The 14,901-nt window shown below is 65.1% G+C and carries 14 protein-coding genes and 1 tRNA gene; 7 read left to right on the forward strand and 8 right to left on the reverse strand.

Annotation, left to right across the window (positions count from 1 at the left end; all coding sequences use genetic code 11):
* The first annotated feature begins 236 nt into the window (after nt 1–236).
* Complete coding sequence (locus V8J55_RS03995) at nt 237–464, forward strand: helix-turn-helix transcriptional regulator (protein WP_062186950.1); 228 nt, start codon at nt 237–239, stop codon at nt 462–464.
* A 58-nt stretch (nt 465–522) separates the two neighbouring features.
* Here V8J55_RS03995 and V8J55_RS04000 read toward each other — a convergent pair whose 3' ends face one another.
* From V8J55_RS04000 to V8J55_RS04020, 5 genes are all read right to left on the reverse strand, one after another.
* Nucleotides 523–846: a DUF736 domain-containing protein gene (locus V8J55_RS04000; protein ID WP_062185668.1), complete on the reverse strand. Its 324-nt coding sequence runs from the start codon at nt 844–846 to the stop codon at nt 523–525.
* A 721-nt stretch (nt 847–1,567) separates the two neighbouring features.
* Nucleotides 1,568–3,343: a ParB/RepB/Spo0J family partition protein gene (locus V8J55_RS04005; protein ID WP_062185670.1), complete on the reverse strand. Its 1,776-nt coding sequence runs from the start codon at nt 3,341–3,343 to the stop codon at nt 1,568–1,570.
* Nucleotides 3,344–3,838: 495 nt separating this feature from the next.
* On the reverse strand, nt 3,839–4,012 hold the full coding sequence (locus tag V8J55_RS04010; protein ID WP_062185672.1) for a helix-turn-helix domain-containing protein: 174 nt from the start codon (nt 4,010–4,012) through the stop codon (nt 3,839–3,841).
* A 969-nt stretch (nt 4,013–4,981) separates the two neighbouring features.
* Nucleotides 4,982–6,298 carry a tyrosine-type recombinase/integrase gene (locus V8J55_RS04015; protein ID WP_083435983.1) on the reverse strand — a complete coding sequence of 439 codons (1,317 nt, stop codon included), beginning with the start codon at nt 6,296–6,298 and terminating at the stop codon, nt 4,982–4,984.
* A gap of 164 nt (nt 6,299–6,462) precedes the next feature.
* Nucleotides 6,463–6,536: transfer RNA gene (locus V8J55_RS04020), tRNA-Cys, on the reverse strand.
* A gap of 266 nt (nt 6,537–6,802) precedes the next feature.
* Here V8J55_RS04020 and V8J55_RS04025 point away from each other — a divergent pair.
* The 3 genes from V8J55_RS04025 to V8J55_RS04035 all read left to right on the forward strand — a co-directional run bounded on the left by V8J55_RS04025 (nt 6,803) and on the right by V8J55_RS04035 (nt 9,492).
* Complete coding sequence (locus tag V8J55_RS04025) at nt 6,803–7,465, forward strand: protein-L-isoaspartate O-methyltransferase family protein (protein ID WP_336444449.1); 663 nt, start codon at nt 6,803–6,805, stop codon at nt 7,463–7,465.
* 36 nt (nt 7,466–7,501) lie between these two features.
* Nucleotides 7,502–8,995: a TolC family outer membrane protein gene (locus V8J55_RS04030; protein ID WP_336444450.1), complete on the forward strand. Its 1,494-nt coding sequence runs from the start codon at nt 7,502–7,504 to the stop codon at nt 8,993–8,995.
* A 104-nt stretch (nt 8,996–9,099) separates the two neighbouring features.
* The gene (locus tag V8J55_RS04035; protein WP_137889280.1) at nt 9,100–9,492 is read left to right on the forward strand and encodes a DUF2497 domain-containing protein; all 393 of its coding nucleotides are present in this window, start codon (nt 9,100–9,102) and stop codon (nt 9,490–9,492) included.
* Here V8J55_RS04035 and nudC read toward each other — a convergent pair.
* The 3 genes from nudC to V8J55_RS04050 are packed head-to-tail and all read right to left on the reverse strand — an operon-like array spanning nt 9,489 to nt 12,672.
* Nucleotides 9,489–10,358, reverse strand: coding sequence for an NAD(+) diphosphatase (nudC, locus tag V8J55_RS04040; protein ID WP_336444451.1), 870 nt, complete (start codon nt 10,356–10,358; stop codon nt 9,489–9,491). The two genes, V8J55_RS04035 and nudC, sit on opposite strands and share 4 nt — an antisense overlap.
* Complete coding sequence (locus tag V8J55_RS04045) at nt 10,358–11,644, reverse strand: serine hydrolase domain-containing protein (protein ID WP_336444452.1); 1,287 nt, start codon at nt 11,642–11,644, stop codon at nt 10,358–10,360. The genes nudC and V8J55_RS04045 overlap by 1 nt, the downstream gene beginning before the upstream one ends.
* A complete protein-coding gene (locus V8J55_RS04050; protein WP_336444453.1) occupies nt 11,641–12,672 on the reverse strand; it encodes an A/G-specific adenine glycosylase in 1,032 nt (343 codons plus the stop codon). Before V8J55_RS04050 ends, V8J55_RS04045 begins: the two co-directional genes overlap by 4 nt.
* Before the next feature lie 47 nt (nt 12,673–12,719).
* On the opposite strand from V8J55_RS04050, the gene V8J55_RS04055 reads away from it, so the two are divergent.
* Genes V8J55_RS04055 through V8J55_RS04065 form a run of 3 tightly spaced genes read left to right on the forward strand, consistent with a single transcriptional unit; the run spans nt 12,720 to nt 14,796 of the window.
* Nucleotides 12,720–13,292: a DUF721 domain-containing protein gene (locus tag V8J55_RS04055; protein ID WP_336444454.1), complete on the forward strand. Its 573-nt coding sequence runs from the start codon at nt 12,720–12,722 to the stop codon at nt 13,290–13,292.
* Between the two features lie 9 nt (nt 13,293–13,301).
* On the forward strand, nt 13,302–14,018 hold the full coding sequence (locus V8J55_RS04060; protein WP_336444455.1) for a thioredoxin domain-containing protein: 717 nt from the start codon (nt 13,302–13,304) through the stop codon (nt 14,016–14,018).
* Between the two features lie 37 nt (nt 14,019–14,055).
* Nucleotides 14,056–14,796, forward strand: a complete 741-nt coding sequence (locus V8J55_RS04065) for a DsbA family protein (protein WP_336444456.1) — start codon at nt 14,056–14,058, stop codon at nt 14,794–14,796.
* The last annotated feature ends 105 nt before the right edge of the window (nt 14,797–14,901 follow it).

A 14,901-nucleotide genomic window follows, 5' to 3' on the forward strand; every position in this document is an offset into this window, starting at 1 on the left:
CCGACGGCCTCATTTCCCTTCGGGCGGCGTCATCCGCGAGACGCTGTGAGAAAAAAAGTTCGAGCTACGCCAATACAGCCCGCGAACCTCCACGGACGCCCATGGATGCCCACGGCTCTACGCCATCTTGCGATAACAAAAAGGGCGGGTTTCTGCGGCGTTGACGAACGAAGCCCCGATCCCCTTCTATGATCTCCCGTCGCAATATGATCCCCCGACATATGGAGAATAATCGCATGGCATATCAATCTCCCCTCCGTCTCATGCGGCTTACCGAAGTCCTCGATCTCACCGGGCTCAGCCGCGCCACCCTCTATCGCAAGATCTCCGCCGGGACCTTTCCGCCGCAGCATAAGCTCGCCGAGCGCTGCTGCGGCTGGCGCGCGGGCGAAGTCGAGCTCTGGCTCCGTGATCCCGTCTCGTTCACGCTCGCCGACCTCGAGCGCTATCGCAACGCTGCCTGAAGGCCAAGCATGGCAAAGCCCCGCGCCGCATATTTTCGGCGCGGGGTGGAAGCCTGCCTCAGTCGGCGGGGTTCCAGATCAGCGCGTAACCGTCCTCGCCGTCCTGCCCGGCCGCGCGGCCGAGGTTCGCATAGAGGCGGCGCGGTCCGAACTCGGGCGCCGCGAGGCTCAGCGAAACATAGGGTTCGCCCGAAACTTGTCCGACGCGGATCCAGCCGGCACCGATCTCGACGCCTTCGGACCAGACCCGGTAGTCGGGCTGGACGTCGCCGCTCTTCGAGCGGTTGGTCCGGATTTCGATCGCTGCGCGGATCGAGAGGGTCTTGAGTTGGCCCACGAAACCCGTTTCGATGGTGCCGTTCACAAAGCCGATAGCTGCCATTGGTCGTCTCCTTGAAGTACCGCGGGACCATCCCTGCGGCATGGGGCGGACCAGGAACCGGCGCGTAAGGCGTGCCGGGAACCCGAAGGGCCGAAGCGAAGCGGAGGAGTGCGGCGGCGCGATTATTTGAAGCGAAGCGGCCGCGAGGAGCGTGCGCAGCACGCGGGGAAATAATCGCGCCGCCGCGCTTTCGCGGGACGCCGCGCCGGTTCAGGTCACATCGCCCGTCGCCGGGATGGTTCTGCAGAACAGGTGGAGCGTGCCCGCGCTATCCGCGTGAACGATCAAACGAAACTTGAGTGAGAAATGCGATCTAACCGCGAACTGTGGCTACGATCAGAGCGGCCGCGCCCGAGTGGCAGTCCGTCTTCCTATCGGCTCATACCGCGCGGCAAGAAAACCATGTCCAAGGCATGCGATTTGGCGTTTTCGTACAATCCCTGGGTCAGAAACGATATTATCGGGCTCGCCAACTTCCGTCCGGGCTTGGCGATTAGCGACCCCGGCAAGTCAGGATGGAGGGGCGAAGGATGCAGCATCCTCGTATGGGCGGCGCGAAGGCAACTTCGCGTCGCCTCTTTCTTTGGCTGAACCGCGGGCCGTCGCCGCTTGCGGCGGCGGCGCGCCCAAGTCATGAGCGCCGCGCCGGCCAACAAGGCCGGCGCGTCATTTTGCGCCCGCAGAAAAATAAGGCGGGCGACCAAAGCCGCCCGCCGTCTTCTCATGCTGCCAAAGGCTGTCCGTCTTCTGCATCGGGTTCGGACGCTGCCGGAGCCGCAAGCTCGTGCGCGACTCGCCGCGCCGATTTGACGCTGCCGACCCCGCCCCGCGTCGTATAGGCCGAAGGCGGAAACGCCATCCATTGCGGCACCCACGGTTGAGCCTTCGTCCGACCGTTTGACCCTTCAAGGCAATCGGAGACGATGGCCTTCAACGCCTTGCCCTTCTCACCGGCGTTCGCTGCGGCGACCTCCGGTCCCGCAACCTCGCCGACGATGGCGAGCAGAACTTCGCGGTCGCGAAGCTGGTCGAAGAAGGCCCCGTCCGCCGACCAGTGCTGGCGCATGTCCGTGCCGAGATGGAGCCCGATCATCTCCACCGCCTCGCTTCCTGCCTGCAACGTCTCCCCCATGACGATCGCCACAATCTCCAGCACCACCGGATCGGGAAGGTCCAGCAGCCGCGCGAACAGCGGGGCAAAAGGGGGACGGTTCATTGGCCTTCCCGTGACGGTCGGTGCGTCCTCGTCGAACCCGAGCACCGCGAGCACAGCACGGCGCTTGAGGTCGAATGCAGTTTCTGCGGAAGACGTCTCGACGCTCTCGGCAATATCCTCCTTTGGCGCCCGTTGGCCCTCGACATCGACGCGCCAGAGGTCGGCCCCCGCGATGACATGCGCGAGCATCGCCCGCAGCGCGACGCCGCCATGCCCTGCCAGATCGGCGCGCACCGCCGCATGGCGGTGGAGGTCGATATAGGCATTGAGCGGACCCGACACTTCGGCACGAACGGGCTTGGCGGTAAGGGCATCCCCGTCCTCGCTCCCACCTCCGCCCGAAAGCCGCTTCGCTTCTTTGGTGGTGACAAACCCCTCGTGGAAAGTCACCTCGCCGCTCTCGCGAACCTCGACATAGATGCGGCCGCCCTTGCGCTTGCCCGCATGAGTGTAATCCCACGAGCGGAACCAGTCGCCCCGCGCCATGACGGAAACATCTGACCATCCGGCTTCGAGATACTCCGCCTTGCGCGCCTCGATGGCGGCGGTCTGCGCCGACCAGAAGCCATCGGCGTCGGCAAAGAAGCTGTCCTCGCCGAACAGGTCAGACACGACTGCAAGCTTTGCTTCCTCGGCATCGAACAGGGCATGCTTGACCGCGATAGCCGTGCCGCCGAACAGCCATGCTTTCAGTTGATGGCCGGTCGGACAATAGGCGCCTTCATCGTCGAACAGCGCGAGCCATGACTTCTGCTGGCTCTTCGATGCAAGGGTCAGATGCCGGACGGTGCCCGCATCAATCTCGCCGCCGCGATAGAGGGTGCGGATGCGCGGGAGCAGATTGCCAAGCGCAAGGATGCGCTTCACCGCGCCCGGCTCGAACCCGAAGCTGTCCGCGACCTCTTCGACCGACCGCCCCGCCTTGACCAACGCGACGAACGCTTCCCACTGGCTGACCTCGTCGGGCTGCACCCGCGCGAGATTTTCGAGCATCGACGCTTCGAGCGCATCGGCATCATCACCCTCGTCGAGAATGGCGCAAGGGATAGGCTTCACCGCCCCGCCCTCGCGCGCGACGGCACCAACGGCGGTAAAACGCCGACGCCCCGCCACGATCTCGTAATGGCCTTCCGAGCAGTTCGGACGGACAAGCAGCGGAACGAGCACGCCCCGCGCGCGGATGCTCGGCATAAGGTCTGCGACGTCGGGGTCTTTCCCCTTCCCGCGCATGTTGGCGGCAGCGATGGACAGGTTGCCCAGTTCAATGAAATCCAGCTTCATGACTTTCTTCCTTCTCTCTTCAACCACACCCGGCCCCGGACGGCGGGGCGGGCGGCGAGAAAAGGCGACGGGACCGCGCCAAAGGACGGGGCGCACCCGAAGGGCCGTAACGAAGTGTAGGAGCCGATGCGCAGCATCGGCTTGCGGACCGGCCGAGCGATCCCATAGCCGTGCGCCGAACGACCCGTTGTCCGTGGCCGGCCCAACGACAACGCCGCCGTGCGGTCAGCGCGGCGTCCTCACCGGATAACAAATGCGCCCTTGGCGAAGCCGCAGGCGGGGCGGCGTGCGCGCGCAGATGTGCTTCGCGGCCGCCCCGTCAAGACCAGCGAGCCAAGAGCGCCGCGCGGCCCACCGTGCAAACGCGCGACCTCTGGCGGCAGCCTGCCGCCGCCAGTGCGCGCTCATTCCAGGCCGCGCTCATTTAGAGCTCGGCGTTCGCCGTGATGTTTCGAAGATGCGGCGAAATTCGCTTTCGCTACCGGTGTCGGCAGGTCAGCTGGTGAGTCCGGATTGAGCGAGGCGACGGATCGACTCCGTGGTCAGCAAAGTTCGGGTCCCGATCTTGATCGCATCGAGCGATCCCGATTTGATGAGAGCATAGACAGACGACCGGCCAATGCCGAGCGCCTTGGCAGTTTCGTTGATCGAAAGGACGAGGGGTTCCATGAGGGTCTCCGTGTGTGACGATTGTTGGCGGGAGACAGCTCAGGTTGCACATGATTGTGCATGGGTCGTCCGGTAACGCGAACACCAAACAAATCTGCGAGCGGTGGGAGATTTCGGCAACCGTGCGCTACCGATTTTGGCGCTTTTCGGTCAGTTTTCGCTATCTCCTGAAGCGTCCCGTCTAGCCGGCGCCCCGATTTATTTTTACCGCCGCGACGATGTTTTTCGCAAATGCCCGCAGGCGGGTGTTCTCCGGAACGCGAATATCATTGTCATGGTCCTCGCTCGGTTCGCAGCGATCTCTAATAAGGTCCATGACCGCGCTTTCAGCACGATATTCATCTGGATCGATCGCGCGGAGCGCGGGGTGCTCGATCAAGGCCAGCAGCATCGCCTCATAATCGTATTCCTTCGGGCGCCCTCCGCTGTTGGGCCGCACTTTGAGCGCCCGGATGATCTCTTCCGGTTCGGCATCGACGAAGATCTGAGCGCTGAACCAGAAGCCGCGTGGCGGAAGCACGATCGCCCGGTCGCTGGCGACTTCAGACAACAGCAAGCCTCGCAGCCGCCCGTAAAAGTGGCGGCGATGGACCGGACGCCGCATGCCTTTCCGGTCGTAGTAATAGGTAGCCGGGGCAGTTCGGCGGCCTAGATAGTCGAAAAGCTTCTCGAGCGTTTCGACGGTCGAACGGCGGCTGCTGCCATAGACGGGGGTTCGCTTCTTTTCGGCAATCCCCAATCCATATTGGAAATGCCGCCAAGACGCCGCGATGCAAGCAGCCATCGCGAGCAGGGCGATCATTGCCACCGAAGCCGCCTGACCGATGTCATCCCCGTTCAATACCGCCGCGCCCCAAACGACCAGGACGAGCAACAAAAGAAGAATACAGAGCAGGAATGACGTAGCTAGGACAAGGAACCGGCGCCTGACCGCGCGCTCGATGGCGACGGCGACGCGATCGACCTCGTCTAACCCCAGCTCCTCCTTGTCCTTGGCGTATAAGAGGCGAGCGGCAATCCGCGCGAGACTCCGATGTGCATCGGTCGGCCGATGCCATATCCCGGTCGGGGCTGTGGTCTCGGCGACGGGCATCGATTTCCTCCTTCACGCAGATCGTCGAGATAGTCGCTCCACCATTGGGCCATTTCGACGCGTTCGGCCCAATAGGCCGACTGATTGTAAATGCGGCGGACAGTGCCCCCGACCGCATGCGCCAGCGCACGCTCGATCGCGTCGGGATTCCAATATCCCGATTCGTTGAGGAGCGATGATGCCGACGTGCGAAAACCATGCGCCGTCATCTGATCCTTGGGATATCCCATGCGCCGCAGCGACGCGTTCAGCGTATTGTCGCTAATCGGGCGCGAACGGGTGCGCACCGATGGAAAGACAAATTGGCCCGATCCCGACAGAATCCGCATGTCGGAGAGAATCGCCAAGGCCTGTCGCGAAAGAGGCACCGCATGCGGCTGGCGCATCTTCATCTTGCCCTCGGGGATCGTCCACACCGCCTTGTCGAAATCGATCTCACTCCATTCCATCTGGCGCATCTCGCCGGGGCGCTGGAAAAGATGGGGCGTGAGCTTCAAGGCCGCCATGACGGCGGGATCACCTTGATAGTCGTCGATCGCGCGCAGCAACCCGCCGAACGCAACCGGATCGGTGATTGCCGGAAAATGCTTCACCTTCGGAATAGTCAGCGCACCAATCAACAACTGTGCGGGATCGCGATCAGCGCGCGCAGTTGCAACAGCATATCGGAACACGCGACTGACGAATGATCGGAGGAGGTTGGCGGTTTCAAGCCGGCCCCGACGCTCATGCTTACGAAGCTCATGCAAAATCTCATGCGGAGTGATGTCGGCTATCGGGCGCCTGCCGAACTCTGGCCCGAGCAGCTTCACGAACCAATGCATCTTTTTCAGCGTCGGCGCGGCCAAACCTTCGCGCGTCTTTTTCTGAATAAGATCGTCTGCAACATGCGCGAAGCTGTTGCGAGCGCGCACGGTCGCCTCAATTCGCGCTTCGCGCTTCGCGAAGTTCGGATCGATAGAATGCGCCACTTGCTTGCGAGCAGCATCGCGCGCCTCGCGAGCTTCGGCCAAACTGATTTCGGGATAAGATCCGAGCGCCAGTTTCCGCTCCACGCCATTGATTCGATATTTCAGCCGCCAGAGCTTGCTGCCAGCAGGGTTGATCTGCAGATATAGTCCTTTGGAATCTGCAACCTTATAAGGCTTTTCTCTGGGTTTAGCATTGCGGATTGCGGCATCTGTCAGAGCCATTTGGGGGCCTCGCGCAAATGGGGGCCTCGGCTGCCCCGAAAAAGGCCCCCAACGACCACAATTACGGGCAATCAGAGACCATCACCGGCAATCAGTGAATGCCCCATAACTAGCAGAAAACGGGGAGTTTTTCAACCACCAGCAACCGTCCGCTGACAGGATATTGGAGGCCCGAGCCGGAATCGAACCGGCGTGCACGGATTTGCAATCCGCTGCGTCACCACTCCGCCATCGGGCCTCATGCCAAATTACCGCATCCTTTTTGGGACGGGCCGGGTGTTGGACGGCGCCGCTAGTGAGGGGCTTTGGCTGCCTTGTCAAGGATTCGCCGGACCGGCACCGCTCGGGCCGCGGTACAGCGCGCGATGAGGGTTGGCGGCACCCCCATTGGCAGCTATGCGACACGCGATGCGGCTGCGGGGCTGTATTACTATTGCAATACAGCATTGCTTCGGCTAAAGCTGCCCCGCAAAGGTTCAAGTTCCAGGGAATTGGAAAAGGCTGATGGCGACGAAGTTTAGCGAAATCACTGCGGCAGAGATGCGCGCTGCCATGATCGACAGCCAGCTCAGGACCAACGATGTCATCGACCCCGCGGTGATCGGCGCAATGGCCGCGGCACCGCGCGAGGCGCATGTGCCCGCCGCGCTCGCCGGCGTCGCTTATATGGACCGCCCGATCGCGCTCGGTCATGGCCGCGCATTGAACGCGCCGCTGGTCACCGGTCGGATGCTGGTCGCGGCGGCGATCCGCCCCGGCCAGCGCGTGCTGCTGGTCGGCAGCGCGACGGGCTATACCGCCGGACTGCTCGCGCTGCTCGGCGCCGAAGTCCATGCCGTCGAGGAACAGGGTGAATTGATGGCGGTGGCAGAGGGCGCGGTCGCCAACGCCAATATCCACTGGACCCAGGGACCGCTGGCCGCCGGTGCGCCCGATGCGGCGCCGTTCGACCGCATCATCATCGAGGGCGCGATCGAAACGCTGCCCGACGCGCTTGCCCAGCAGCTCGCCGACGGCGGCCGGCTGATCGCAGCGCGGCGCGAAGGTGCGGTGACGCGGCTGGTCGAGGGCGTGAAGGCCGGCGGCGCGGTCGCGCTGCGCAGCTTCGCCGACATGGACGTCGCGCCGCTGCCGGGCTTTGCGGCACCGGTCGCTTTTCAGTTTTAAGGCCACTTCCTTCCTTGTTTCGGGGCTGAGATCTTTATGAACGATAATAATAAGAAACAGCCCCTTCGCCGGTCCAGCTGGCTCGCTGGCCTCGCGGTCGGCGCGTTGATGTTGCCCGCGGCGGCAGAGGCCGAAACGCTGCAGGGTGCGCTGGCCAAGGCCTATGAAAACAACCCGACGCTGACCGGCGCGCGCGCGGGACAGCGTGCGAATGACGAGAATGTGCCGATCCAGAAAAGCTTCGGTCTTCCCGAGGTCAACACCCGCGCGGATTATGAGGAAAATCTGATCATCCCCGGCAACAGCTTCAACGCGCCGACGCGATCGATTACCGCGAGCGGCCAGCTGTCGGTGCCGATTTATCAGGGAGGCGCCGTCCGCAACGCCGTGCGCGCCGCGAAATATCGCGTCGAGGCGGGACAAGCCGACCTGCGCGCAACCGAAGCAAGCGTGTTTTCGCAGGTCGTCGGCGCCTATATGGACGTCATTCGCGACCAGGCGATCGTCCAGCTCAACCAAAAGAACGTCTCGGTCCTGCGGACCAACCTTCAGGCGACGAGCGATCGCTTCGAGATCGGCGACCTGACGCGCACCGACGTTGCCCAGTCGGAGGCGCGGCTCGCGCTCGCTGAAGGCGATTTGCGCAACGCCGAAGCCAATCTGATCGGCAGCCGCGAATCCTATATCCGGCTTGTCGGCGACGCACCGACCGACCTGCAGGCACCGCCGACGCTGCCGAACCTGCCCGCGAGCGCCGAAGAAGCGGTCGGAATCGCGCTCAACACCAATCCCGATATCGAGGCCGCGAATCAGCTGGTCAATGCGTCCAAGGCGGACATTGGCGCGGCAAAGGCAGCCCGCGCGCCGAAACTCTCGGCGACGGTCGGCGGCGGCTACAATAATTACCTCGGCTCGCTGAACAGCGGTGTCACCGGCATCGGCGTATTGCAGGAAACATCGAACGCGGCCGCCGGGGTTTCGGTAACGCTGCCGATCTTCACCGGCGGACGCCGGTCGGCCCAGGTGCGGCAGGCGCAGTCGCGCGGCAGCCAGGCGATCGAACAATATGTCGAAACCGAACGCGGCGTGATCGCGCAGACGCGCGGTGCCTATGCCGCGTGGCAGGCGAACGAACGCATCATCACCGCGACGCAGCAGGCGGTCAGCGCGAACGCCCTCTCGCTCGAAGGCGTGCGCGCCGAAAACAGCGTCGGCACGCGGTCGATCCTCGACATTTTGAACGCCGAACAGGAATATCTGAACACGCAGGTCCAGCTCGTGTCGGCGCAGCGCAACTCGTACGTCGCCGCCTTCTCGGTCCTCGCCGCAATGGGCAAGGCCGAAGCGCGCGATCTCGGCATCGGCGGCGGCGCGCTCTACGATCCCGAAGTCAATTACAAGCGCGTGCGCGGCGAGATCTGGGATTGGGCCGACGATCCGGCACCGCAGCAGGTCGCGACCGACACCCGCGCCGTTCCCGCTGCCACCGCCAGCGTTCCCGTCGGTCCGCCATCGCTCTCGCCACAATAAGGCTTGGCAAAATCCGCCTCGAATCGGTAAGAGGATGGTTAACCATCCGGTAATCGCGATGGTTTAGGGGGTTGGTTATGGGCGATATGTCGCGGGAACCATCGATGGAAGATATCTTGTCGTCGATTCGGCGCGTGATCGCTCGCGACGAGGCGCCGGGCTCGGCGCGCGAGATTCGCGTCCCCGAAGCCGATGATATTCTCGACCTTCAGGATGAAGAAGACCGGGCCGATGCCGCCCCCGCGGCCGCGGAGCTCGTTTCCGAGGCGAGCGCCGATGCCGCGCGCCAGTCGCTCGAAGCGCTGACCGCCGCGGTCGCGCCCGCGGTTGCCGCTGCAACCGTGGCCGCCCCGACCGTCGCCGGCCGCACGATGGAGGATGTCGTCCTCGACGCGCTGCGCCCGATGCTCAAGGACTGGCTCGACACCAACCTGCCCGCGCTGGTCGAGGCGATGGTCGCCAAGGAAATCAGTCGGATTACCGGCAAGCGGCTCTAACCAGCCCAATCTTCCAGCAAATATCGCGCGATCGCCAGCGGCGGCGGCGCCATGAACGGCGCGCCCATGTCGCCCGCGAGCGCGGCGCGCACCTCGTCCCTGTCGACCCACATCGCCGCCTCGATCTCGGTCGTGTCGAGCGTCAACGCCGGGTCCTTCGCGACCGCGCGGCACCCGATCATCAATGACGAGGGGAAGGGCCAGGGCTGGCTCGCGACATAGCTGACATCCGAGACGCGGATGCCCGCCTCCTCGAACAATTCGCGCGCGACCGCTTCCTCGAGCGATTCGCCGGGCTCGACGAACCCCGCGAGCGCCGAGAAGAACCCCGGCGGAAACCCGCCCTGCCGCCCGACGAGCACGCGCCCCTCGCATTCGGCGAGCATGATCACGACGGGGTCGACGCGCGGGAAATGCTCGGCGTTGCAGCTGCCGCAACGCCGTCCCCACCCGCCGCGAAACAGGTCGGTCGGCGATCCGCACACCGCGCAGAAACGATGCCGCGCGTGCCAGTCGACAAGGCTGCGCGCGCCGCCATACAGCGCCGCCTCTTCGCCCGAGAGCAACGGCAGCAGTCGCATCACCGTACGCGAGCGCGCATCGATGCGTGCGCCGGCCGGGGCCTCGCGCACAAAATGCGGGATCTCATCATCGTCGATGCCGAGCAGCATCGGCGCACGATCGTCGGCGGGGTCGAGCGGCTCCCACAGCAACCCGCCGCCCTCGCCCGGCACGAAATCTATGCCGTCAAGCACCAGGCAGCGCGCCCGCGGATCGGCTACCGCCGCGGCGAAAGCCGCCTCGTTGGTACGCAATTGATCGGCGCGGTCGAGCCACGCCCCCGTGAAACCGAGCGGCAAAGGCATCAGCGCGTCACATCCTTGAAGAAGGTTTCGCCGAACTTGCCCTGGAACGACACCGCATCGGGCGGCATGATCTGTGTATAGCCGCCGACGCGATAACCGAGCCCCCGGTGGACAAAGCCGATCGTCCCCGCGGCGCCCGCCCAGCCGAAAATGCCCTCGCCACCCGGCGAGGTCGGCAGCGACACGCGGCCGCCGGCACCAAAGCCCTGCCCGTCGATGAACGTCCCCTTGCGGTCGACGCTGTCGGCGATGAGGTTCGACATCGCGAGCCGCGCGGTCTCGCGCTTCATCACGCGCTTGCCGCCGGTTTCGCCTTCACCCAGCAGCATCGCGAGAAAGCGGTCGTAATCGCGCGCGCTCGACACCAGCCCGCCGCCGCCGAACGGATAGGGCGGCGGATCAAGATAGATCGAGCTCGCCGCGGGATCGAACGGGATCAGCGCACCGCCGAAGGGCGCATAATTGCTCGTGAAGCGCCCGACATCCTTCGCGCTTACCATGAAGCCGGTGCTCGTCATCCCGAGCGGATCGAACAATCGCGCCTTCAGGAAAGCGTCGAACGGCTGCCCCGACACGACCTCGATCAACCGCCCCAGCAGGTCGAGGCTGATCGAATAGCTCCACTTGGTGCCGGGCTCGTAGACGAGCGGCAGCGCCGCAAGCCGGTCGGCCATCACGGCAAGGCTCGGCGCGGGGGTCACCGGCGCGAAACCCGGGATCGGCAGCCGGCTCGCCTGCCCGCCGGTGATGCCATTGTCGTCATAGGCCTTTTTGATCGGCCCCTTCTGGATGATATTATAGCCGAGTCCCGCGGTATGCGTGAGCAGCTGGCGCACCGTGATCGGACCCTTTGCGGGGCGCACATCGGTGATCGAGCCGTCGGGGACGTTCTGGACCTTCATGTTCGCAAAGGCAGGCAGGAAATCGGCGATCGGCTGGTCGAGCTTCATCTTGCCGTCCTCGATCAGCAGCATCGCCGCGATGCCGGTGACGGGCTTGGTCATCGAATAGAGGCGCCACAGCGTGTCGGGGCCGACCGGCGTCGATGAATCGTTCGACTGCACCCCCGCGCCGAAAAAGACCGGCGCCTCCTGCCCCTTGCCGATCGCGGCGAGCGTGCCCGCCAGTTCACGGCGGTCGACAAAGCCTTTGATGAACGCATTGGTCGCGGGATAGAGCGCGGCGCCGTCGATCTTCCACGCCAGCGCGGCGCGCGGCAGTAACGCCCCCGCACCCGCCAGCGCCATCCCACCCATCAGCGCGCGGCGCGACACCATCATGTTCATGCGTCTCTCTCCAGCATCTTGTCGGTCAGTTTGCGATAGAGCGTCGGCAGCCCCGCCGCGTCAAGGTCCGCGATCGGCCACCATCGGCCTTCCGCTGCGGCATCGGCGGCTTCGGGAGGGGCTTCGCGCCGCACCAGTGTCAGCGTCAGGTCGAAATGGGTAAAACCATGGTCGACGCTGACGATTCCCGACTCGGCGGGGGGCGCGTCGCTCCAGTCGCCGCCGGGCAGCGCGCGCATCCCGCCGAGCATCCCCTTGCCCGGCCGGCGCACGAGCCAGACCTGCGCATCGCGCTCGATCCAGTGCGCCAGCCCATGCCGATGCGGCTTGGCCTTCTTCGGCGGCTTCACCGGCAGGCGCTCGATATCGGGCAGCCCACGCGCGCGGCAGTCGGCCATCAGCGGGCAGATCGCGCACGCCGGACTACGCGGCGTGCAGACGGTCGCGCCAAGGTCCATCAGCGCCTGCGCAAAATCGCCCGGGCGATCCGTGGGCACTAGCGGCGCCAGCGCGGCGCGAATCTCGCGCTTCGCCATCGGCAGTGGGGTTTCGATCAGGCGGCGGCGCGCGATCACGCGCTCGATATTGGCGTCGACGACCACCGCCGGGCGCCCGAAAGCGATCGCCGCGACCGACGCCGCGGTATAGTCGCCGATCCCGGGCAGCGCGCGCAAGGCGGCCTCGCTATCGGGAAACATCCCGCCATGGTCGCGAACGACCGCGCGCGCGCAGGCGAGCAGGTTGCGCGCGCGGGCATAATAGCCCAGCCCCGCCCACGCCGCCATGACATCGCCATCGTCCGCCGCCGCCAGATCGGCAACCGTCGGCCAGCGCCCGGTAAAGCGCGCGAAATAGCCCGCGACCGCGGCGACCGTCGTCTGCTGCAGCATGACCTCGGCCAGCCAGATGCGATAGGGATCGGGGACCCCGCCACTGTTCGGCGCGATGCGCCAGGGCAGCACGCGCGCCGACCGATCGTACCAGCCGAGCAGCCGGTCCGCGAAGTCGCGGGCGATGTCATCTGCCATGTGGGAAGTCTGGACGCTCACCCCCCGCCTATGGCATGGCACCCGGCATGACGAAAGACGCAGGCGAGGATGCGCCGGCCAAAAAGGCCAAGGCGAAAGGCAAGGCGAAAACCGCCAAGCCGCCCGTGCGCGTTTACGAACGCCCGCGCGGCGGCGAAGCGCGCATGGTCTCCGACCTCGTTCCCGAAATCGGCCGCGCCGCCTTTCGCAAATTCGGCTTCGTGCAAAGCTCGGTGGTCAGCCGCTGGCGCGAGATCGTCGGCGACCGGCTTGCCGACGTCACCCAACCCGCGATGATCCGCTTTCCGGCGGGCCAGAAAGCCGGCGGCACGCTCCACCTCACGATCAGCGGCGCGCACGCGCCGATGCTGCAGCATGTCGCGCCCGACATCATCGGCGCGGTCAACCGCTTCTTCGGCTATGCCGCCGTCGCGCAGGTCCGCATGACGCATGGCCAGGTCATCCCCGCCGCGCCCGTTCAGCAGCCGGCAATGCTCAAACCCGTACCCGCCGAACTGGGGGACAGCCTGCGCGACATCGGCGACCCGGAACTGCGCACCGTGCTCGAACGCATGGCGGCGGGACTGGCGACGCCGCCCAAGCTTCCCCGTATCAGTTAGGAACGACGGATGTCCGCTTTTGACGACCCGCTTCTCGATCGCCGTGCGGCGGTGCTGGCACTTTCGGGCGCCGCGCTCGGCCTGATCGCCGCAACCCCCGCGAAACCCACCCTCTGGTCGCAGACCGTGACAACGACCCCGATCGGCGCCTTCCTTGCCGGCAATCCCGCCGCGAAGGTGCGGGTCGTCGAATATTTCAGCTACACCTGCCACGTGTGCGCCAATTTCGCGAAGGCGAGCGCGCTGCCGCTGAAGACCGGATATGTCGATCGCGGGCTCTTGCTCTTCGAATATCGCAACCTCGTGCGCGACCCCGTCGACATGACCGCGGCCCTGCTCGCGCGCTGCGGCGGGCCCAAGGCGTTCGCGGGCAACCATCAGGCGATCTTCAACAATTTCCCCACGCTGATCGCCAGCATCCAGAAGGCGACCGAGGCGCAGAAGAAGAGCTGGTTCGAAGGCACCACCGGCGAGCGCGCGCGCAAGATCGCGGCCGCCACGGGACTCACCGCACTGATGCGCACGCGCGGCTATACCCAGACGCAACTCGACGCCGCGCTCGACAGCGAGGTGGCGCAGGCCGAGCTCACCGGGATGACGAACATCGCCCTTAACGCCGACCGCGTCGGAGGCACGCCAAGCTTCTTCGTCAATGGCCGCAACGCCGAAGTGACCGCGTGGCCCGCGCTCAAATCGAAACTCGACCTTGCCCTCAAGGCCTCGTAAAAGCCTCGCATTCCCGTTTTCGTGGAGAAAGAAAAAGATGAACGCATCACTTCGTATCGCCCTTCTGTCCTCGCTCGGCGCGCTCGCGCTCGCCGGTTGCGGCGACGGTGCGACCGACCCGTCCAAGGAACAGTCCGTGGTCGCCAAGGTCGCGCCGCCGGCCGGCAAGAGCTGGTCGCAGGTCGTGCACGTCGATGGCGACGGCGTCGTGATGGGCAATCCAGACGCACCGATAAAACTCGAGGAATTTGGCGCCTTCACCTGCGGCCACTGCGCCCAGTTCGCCAAGGATTCGCACGAGGAGCTGAAACGCGACTTCGTCGACACCGGCCGCGTGTCGTACAAGCTGACGCCGTTCATGCTCCACCCGGTCGACGCGATCGCGGGCGCGATCGTCAAATGCACCGGCCCCGACCGCTTCTTCCCGCTCGCCGACGCGACCTTCCTCGAGCATGAAGCGTTCATCGCCGGTCCGTCGAAGCCGGCGCCGGGGATCGAAGAAGCGATGAAACTGCCCCCCGCGCAGCGCTTCGTCGCGCTCGCCAAGGACTGGGGAATCGATCAATTCTATCAGCAGCGCGGCGTCCCCGCCGCGACGATCCAGCAGTGCCTTGCCAAGGTCGAAAATGTCGAGGCGATCGAAAAGGGCACCAACGCCGGGGTCGAGAAATATCAGATCACCGGCACCCCGACCTTTGTCATCAACGGTCAGGTTGTCGAAGGCGTCGCCGCCTGGGGCCTGCTCCGCGACCGCCTGCGTACGATGGGCGCACGCTGATCCGAATTTGCCGGGGGTAGGGTTAACCCTACCCCCTTGCGACTCCCCCCGCCGCGCGGCATGACGGCTGCATGGGGGATATGTGACGACAAGGTTGCACCAGCT

Source organism: Sphingopyxis sp. CCNWLW2 (genome assembly GCF_037095755.1).
In the GTDB taxonomy this organism is placed as follows: domain Bacteria; phylum Pseudomonadota; class Alphaproteobacteria; order Sphingomonadales; family Sphingomonadaceae; genus Sphingopyxis.

Coding starts and splice junctions, on each gene's coding strand:
- V8J55_RS03995 (WP_062186950.1), top strand. CDS start 237: ATGGCATATCAATCTCCCCTCCGTCTCATGCGGCTTACCGAAGTCCTC.
- V8J55_RS04000 (WP_062185668.1), bottom strand. CDS start 846: ATGGCAGCTATCGGCTTTGTGAACGGCACCATCGAAACGGGTTTCGTG.
- V8J55_RS04005 (WP_062185670.1), bottom strand. CDS start 3,343: ATGAAGCTGGATTTCATTGAACTGGGCAACCTGTCCATCGCTGCCGCC.
- V8J55_RS04010 (WP_062185672.1), bottom strand. CDS start 4,012: ATGGAACCCCTCGTCCTTTCGATCAACGAAACTGCCAAGGCGCTCGGC.
- V8J55_RS04015 (WP_083435983.1), bottom strand. CDS start 6,298: ATGGCTCTGACAGATGCCGCAATCCGCAATGCTAAACCCAGAGAAAAG.
- V8J55_RS04025 (WP_336444449.1), top strand. CDS start 6,803: ATGGCGACGAAGTTTAGCGAAATCACTGCGGCAGAGATGCGCGCTGCC.
- V8J55_RS04030 (WP_336444450.1), top strand. CDS start 7,502: ATGAACGATAATAATAAGAAACAGCCCCTTCGCCGGTCCAGCTGGCTC.
- V8J55_RS04035 (WP_137889280.1), top strand. CDS start 9,100: ATGGAAGATATCTTGTCGTCGATTCGGCGCGTGATCGCTCGCGACGAG.
- nudC (WP_336444451.1), bottom strand. CDS start 10,358: ATGCCTTTGCCGCTCGGTTTCACGGGGGCGTGGCTCGACCGCGCCGAT.
- V8J55_RS04045 (WP_336444452.1), bottom strand. CDS start 11,644: ATGAACATGATGGTGTCGCGCCGCGCGCTGATGGGTGGGATGGCGCTG.
- V8J55_RS04050 (WP_336444453.1), bottom strand. CDS start 12,672: ATGGCAGATGACATCGCCCGCGACTTCGCGGACCGGCTGCTCGGCTGG.
- V8J55_RS04055 (WP_336444454.1), top strand. CDS start 12,720: ATGACGAAAGACGCAGGCGAGGATGCGCCGGCCAAAAAGGCCAAGGCG.
- V8J55_RS04060 (WP_336444455.1), top strand. CDS start 13,302: ATGTCCGCTTTTGACGACCCGCTTCTCGATCGCCGTGCGGCGGTGCTG.
- V8J55_RS04065 (WP_336444456.1), top strand. CDS start 14,056: ATGAACGCATCACTTCGTATCGCCCTTCTGTCCTCGCTCGGCGCGCTC.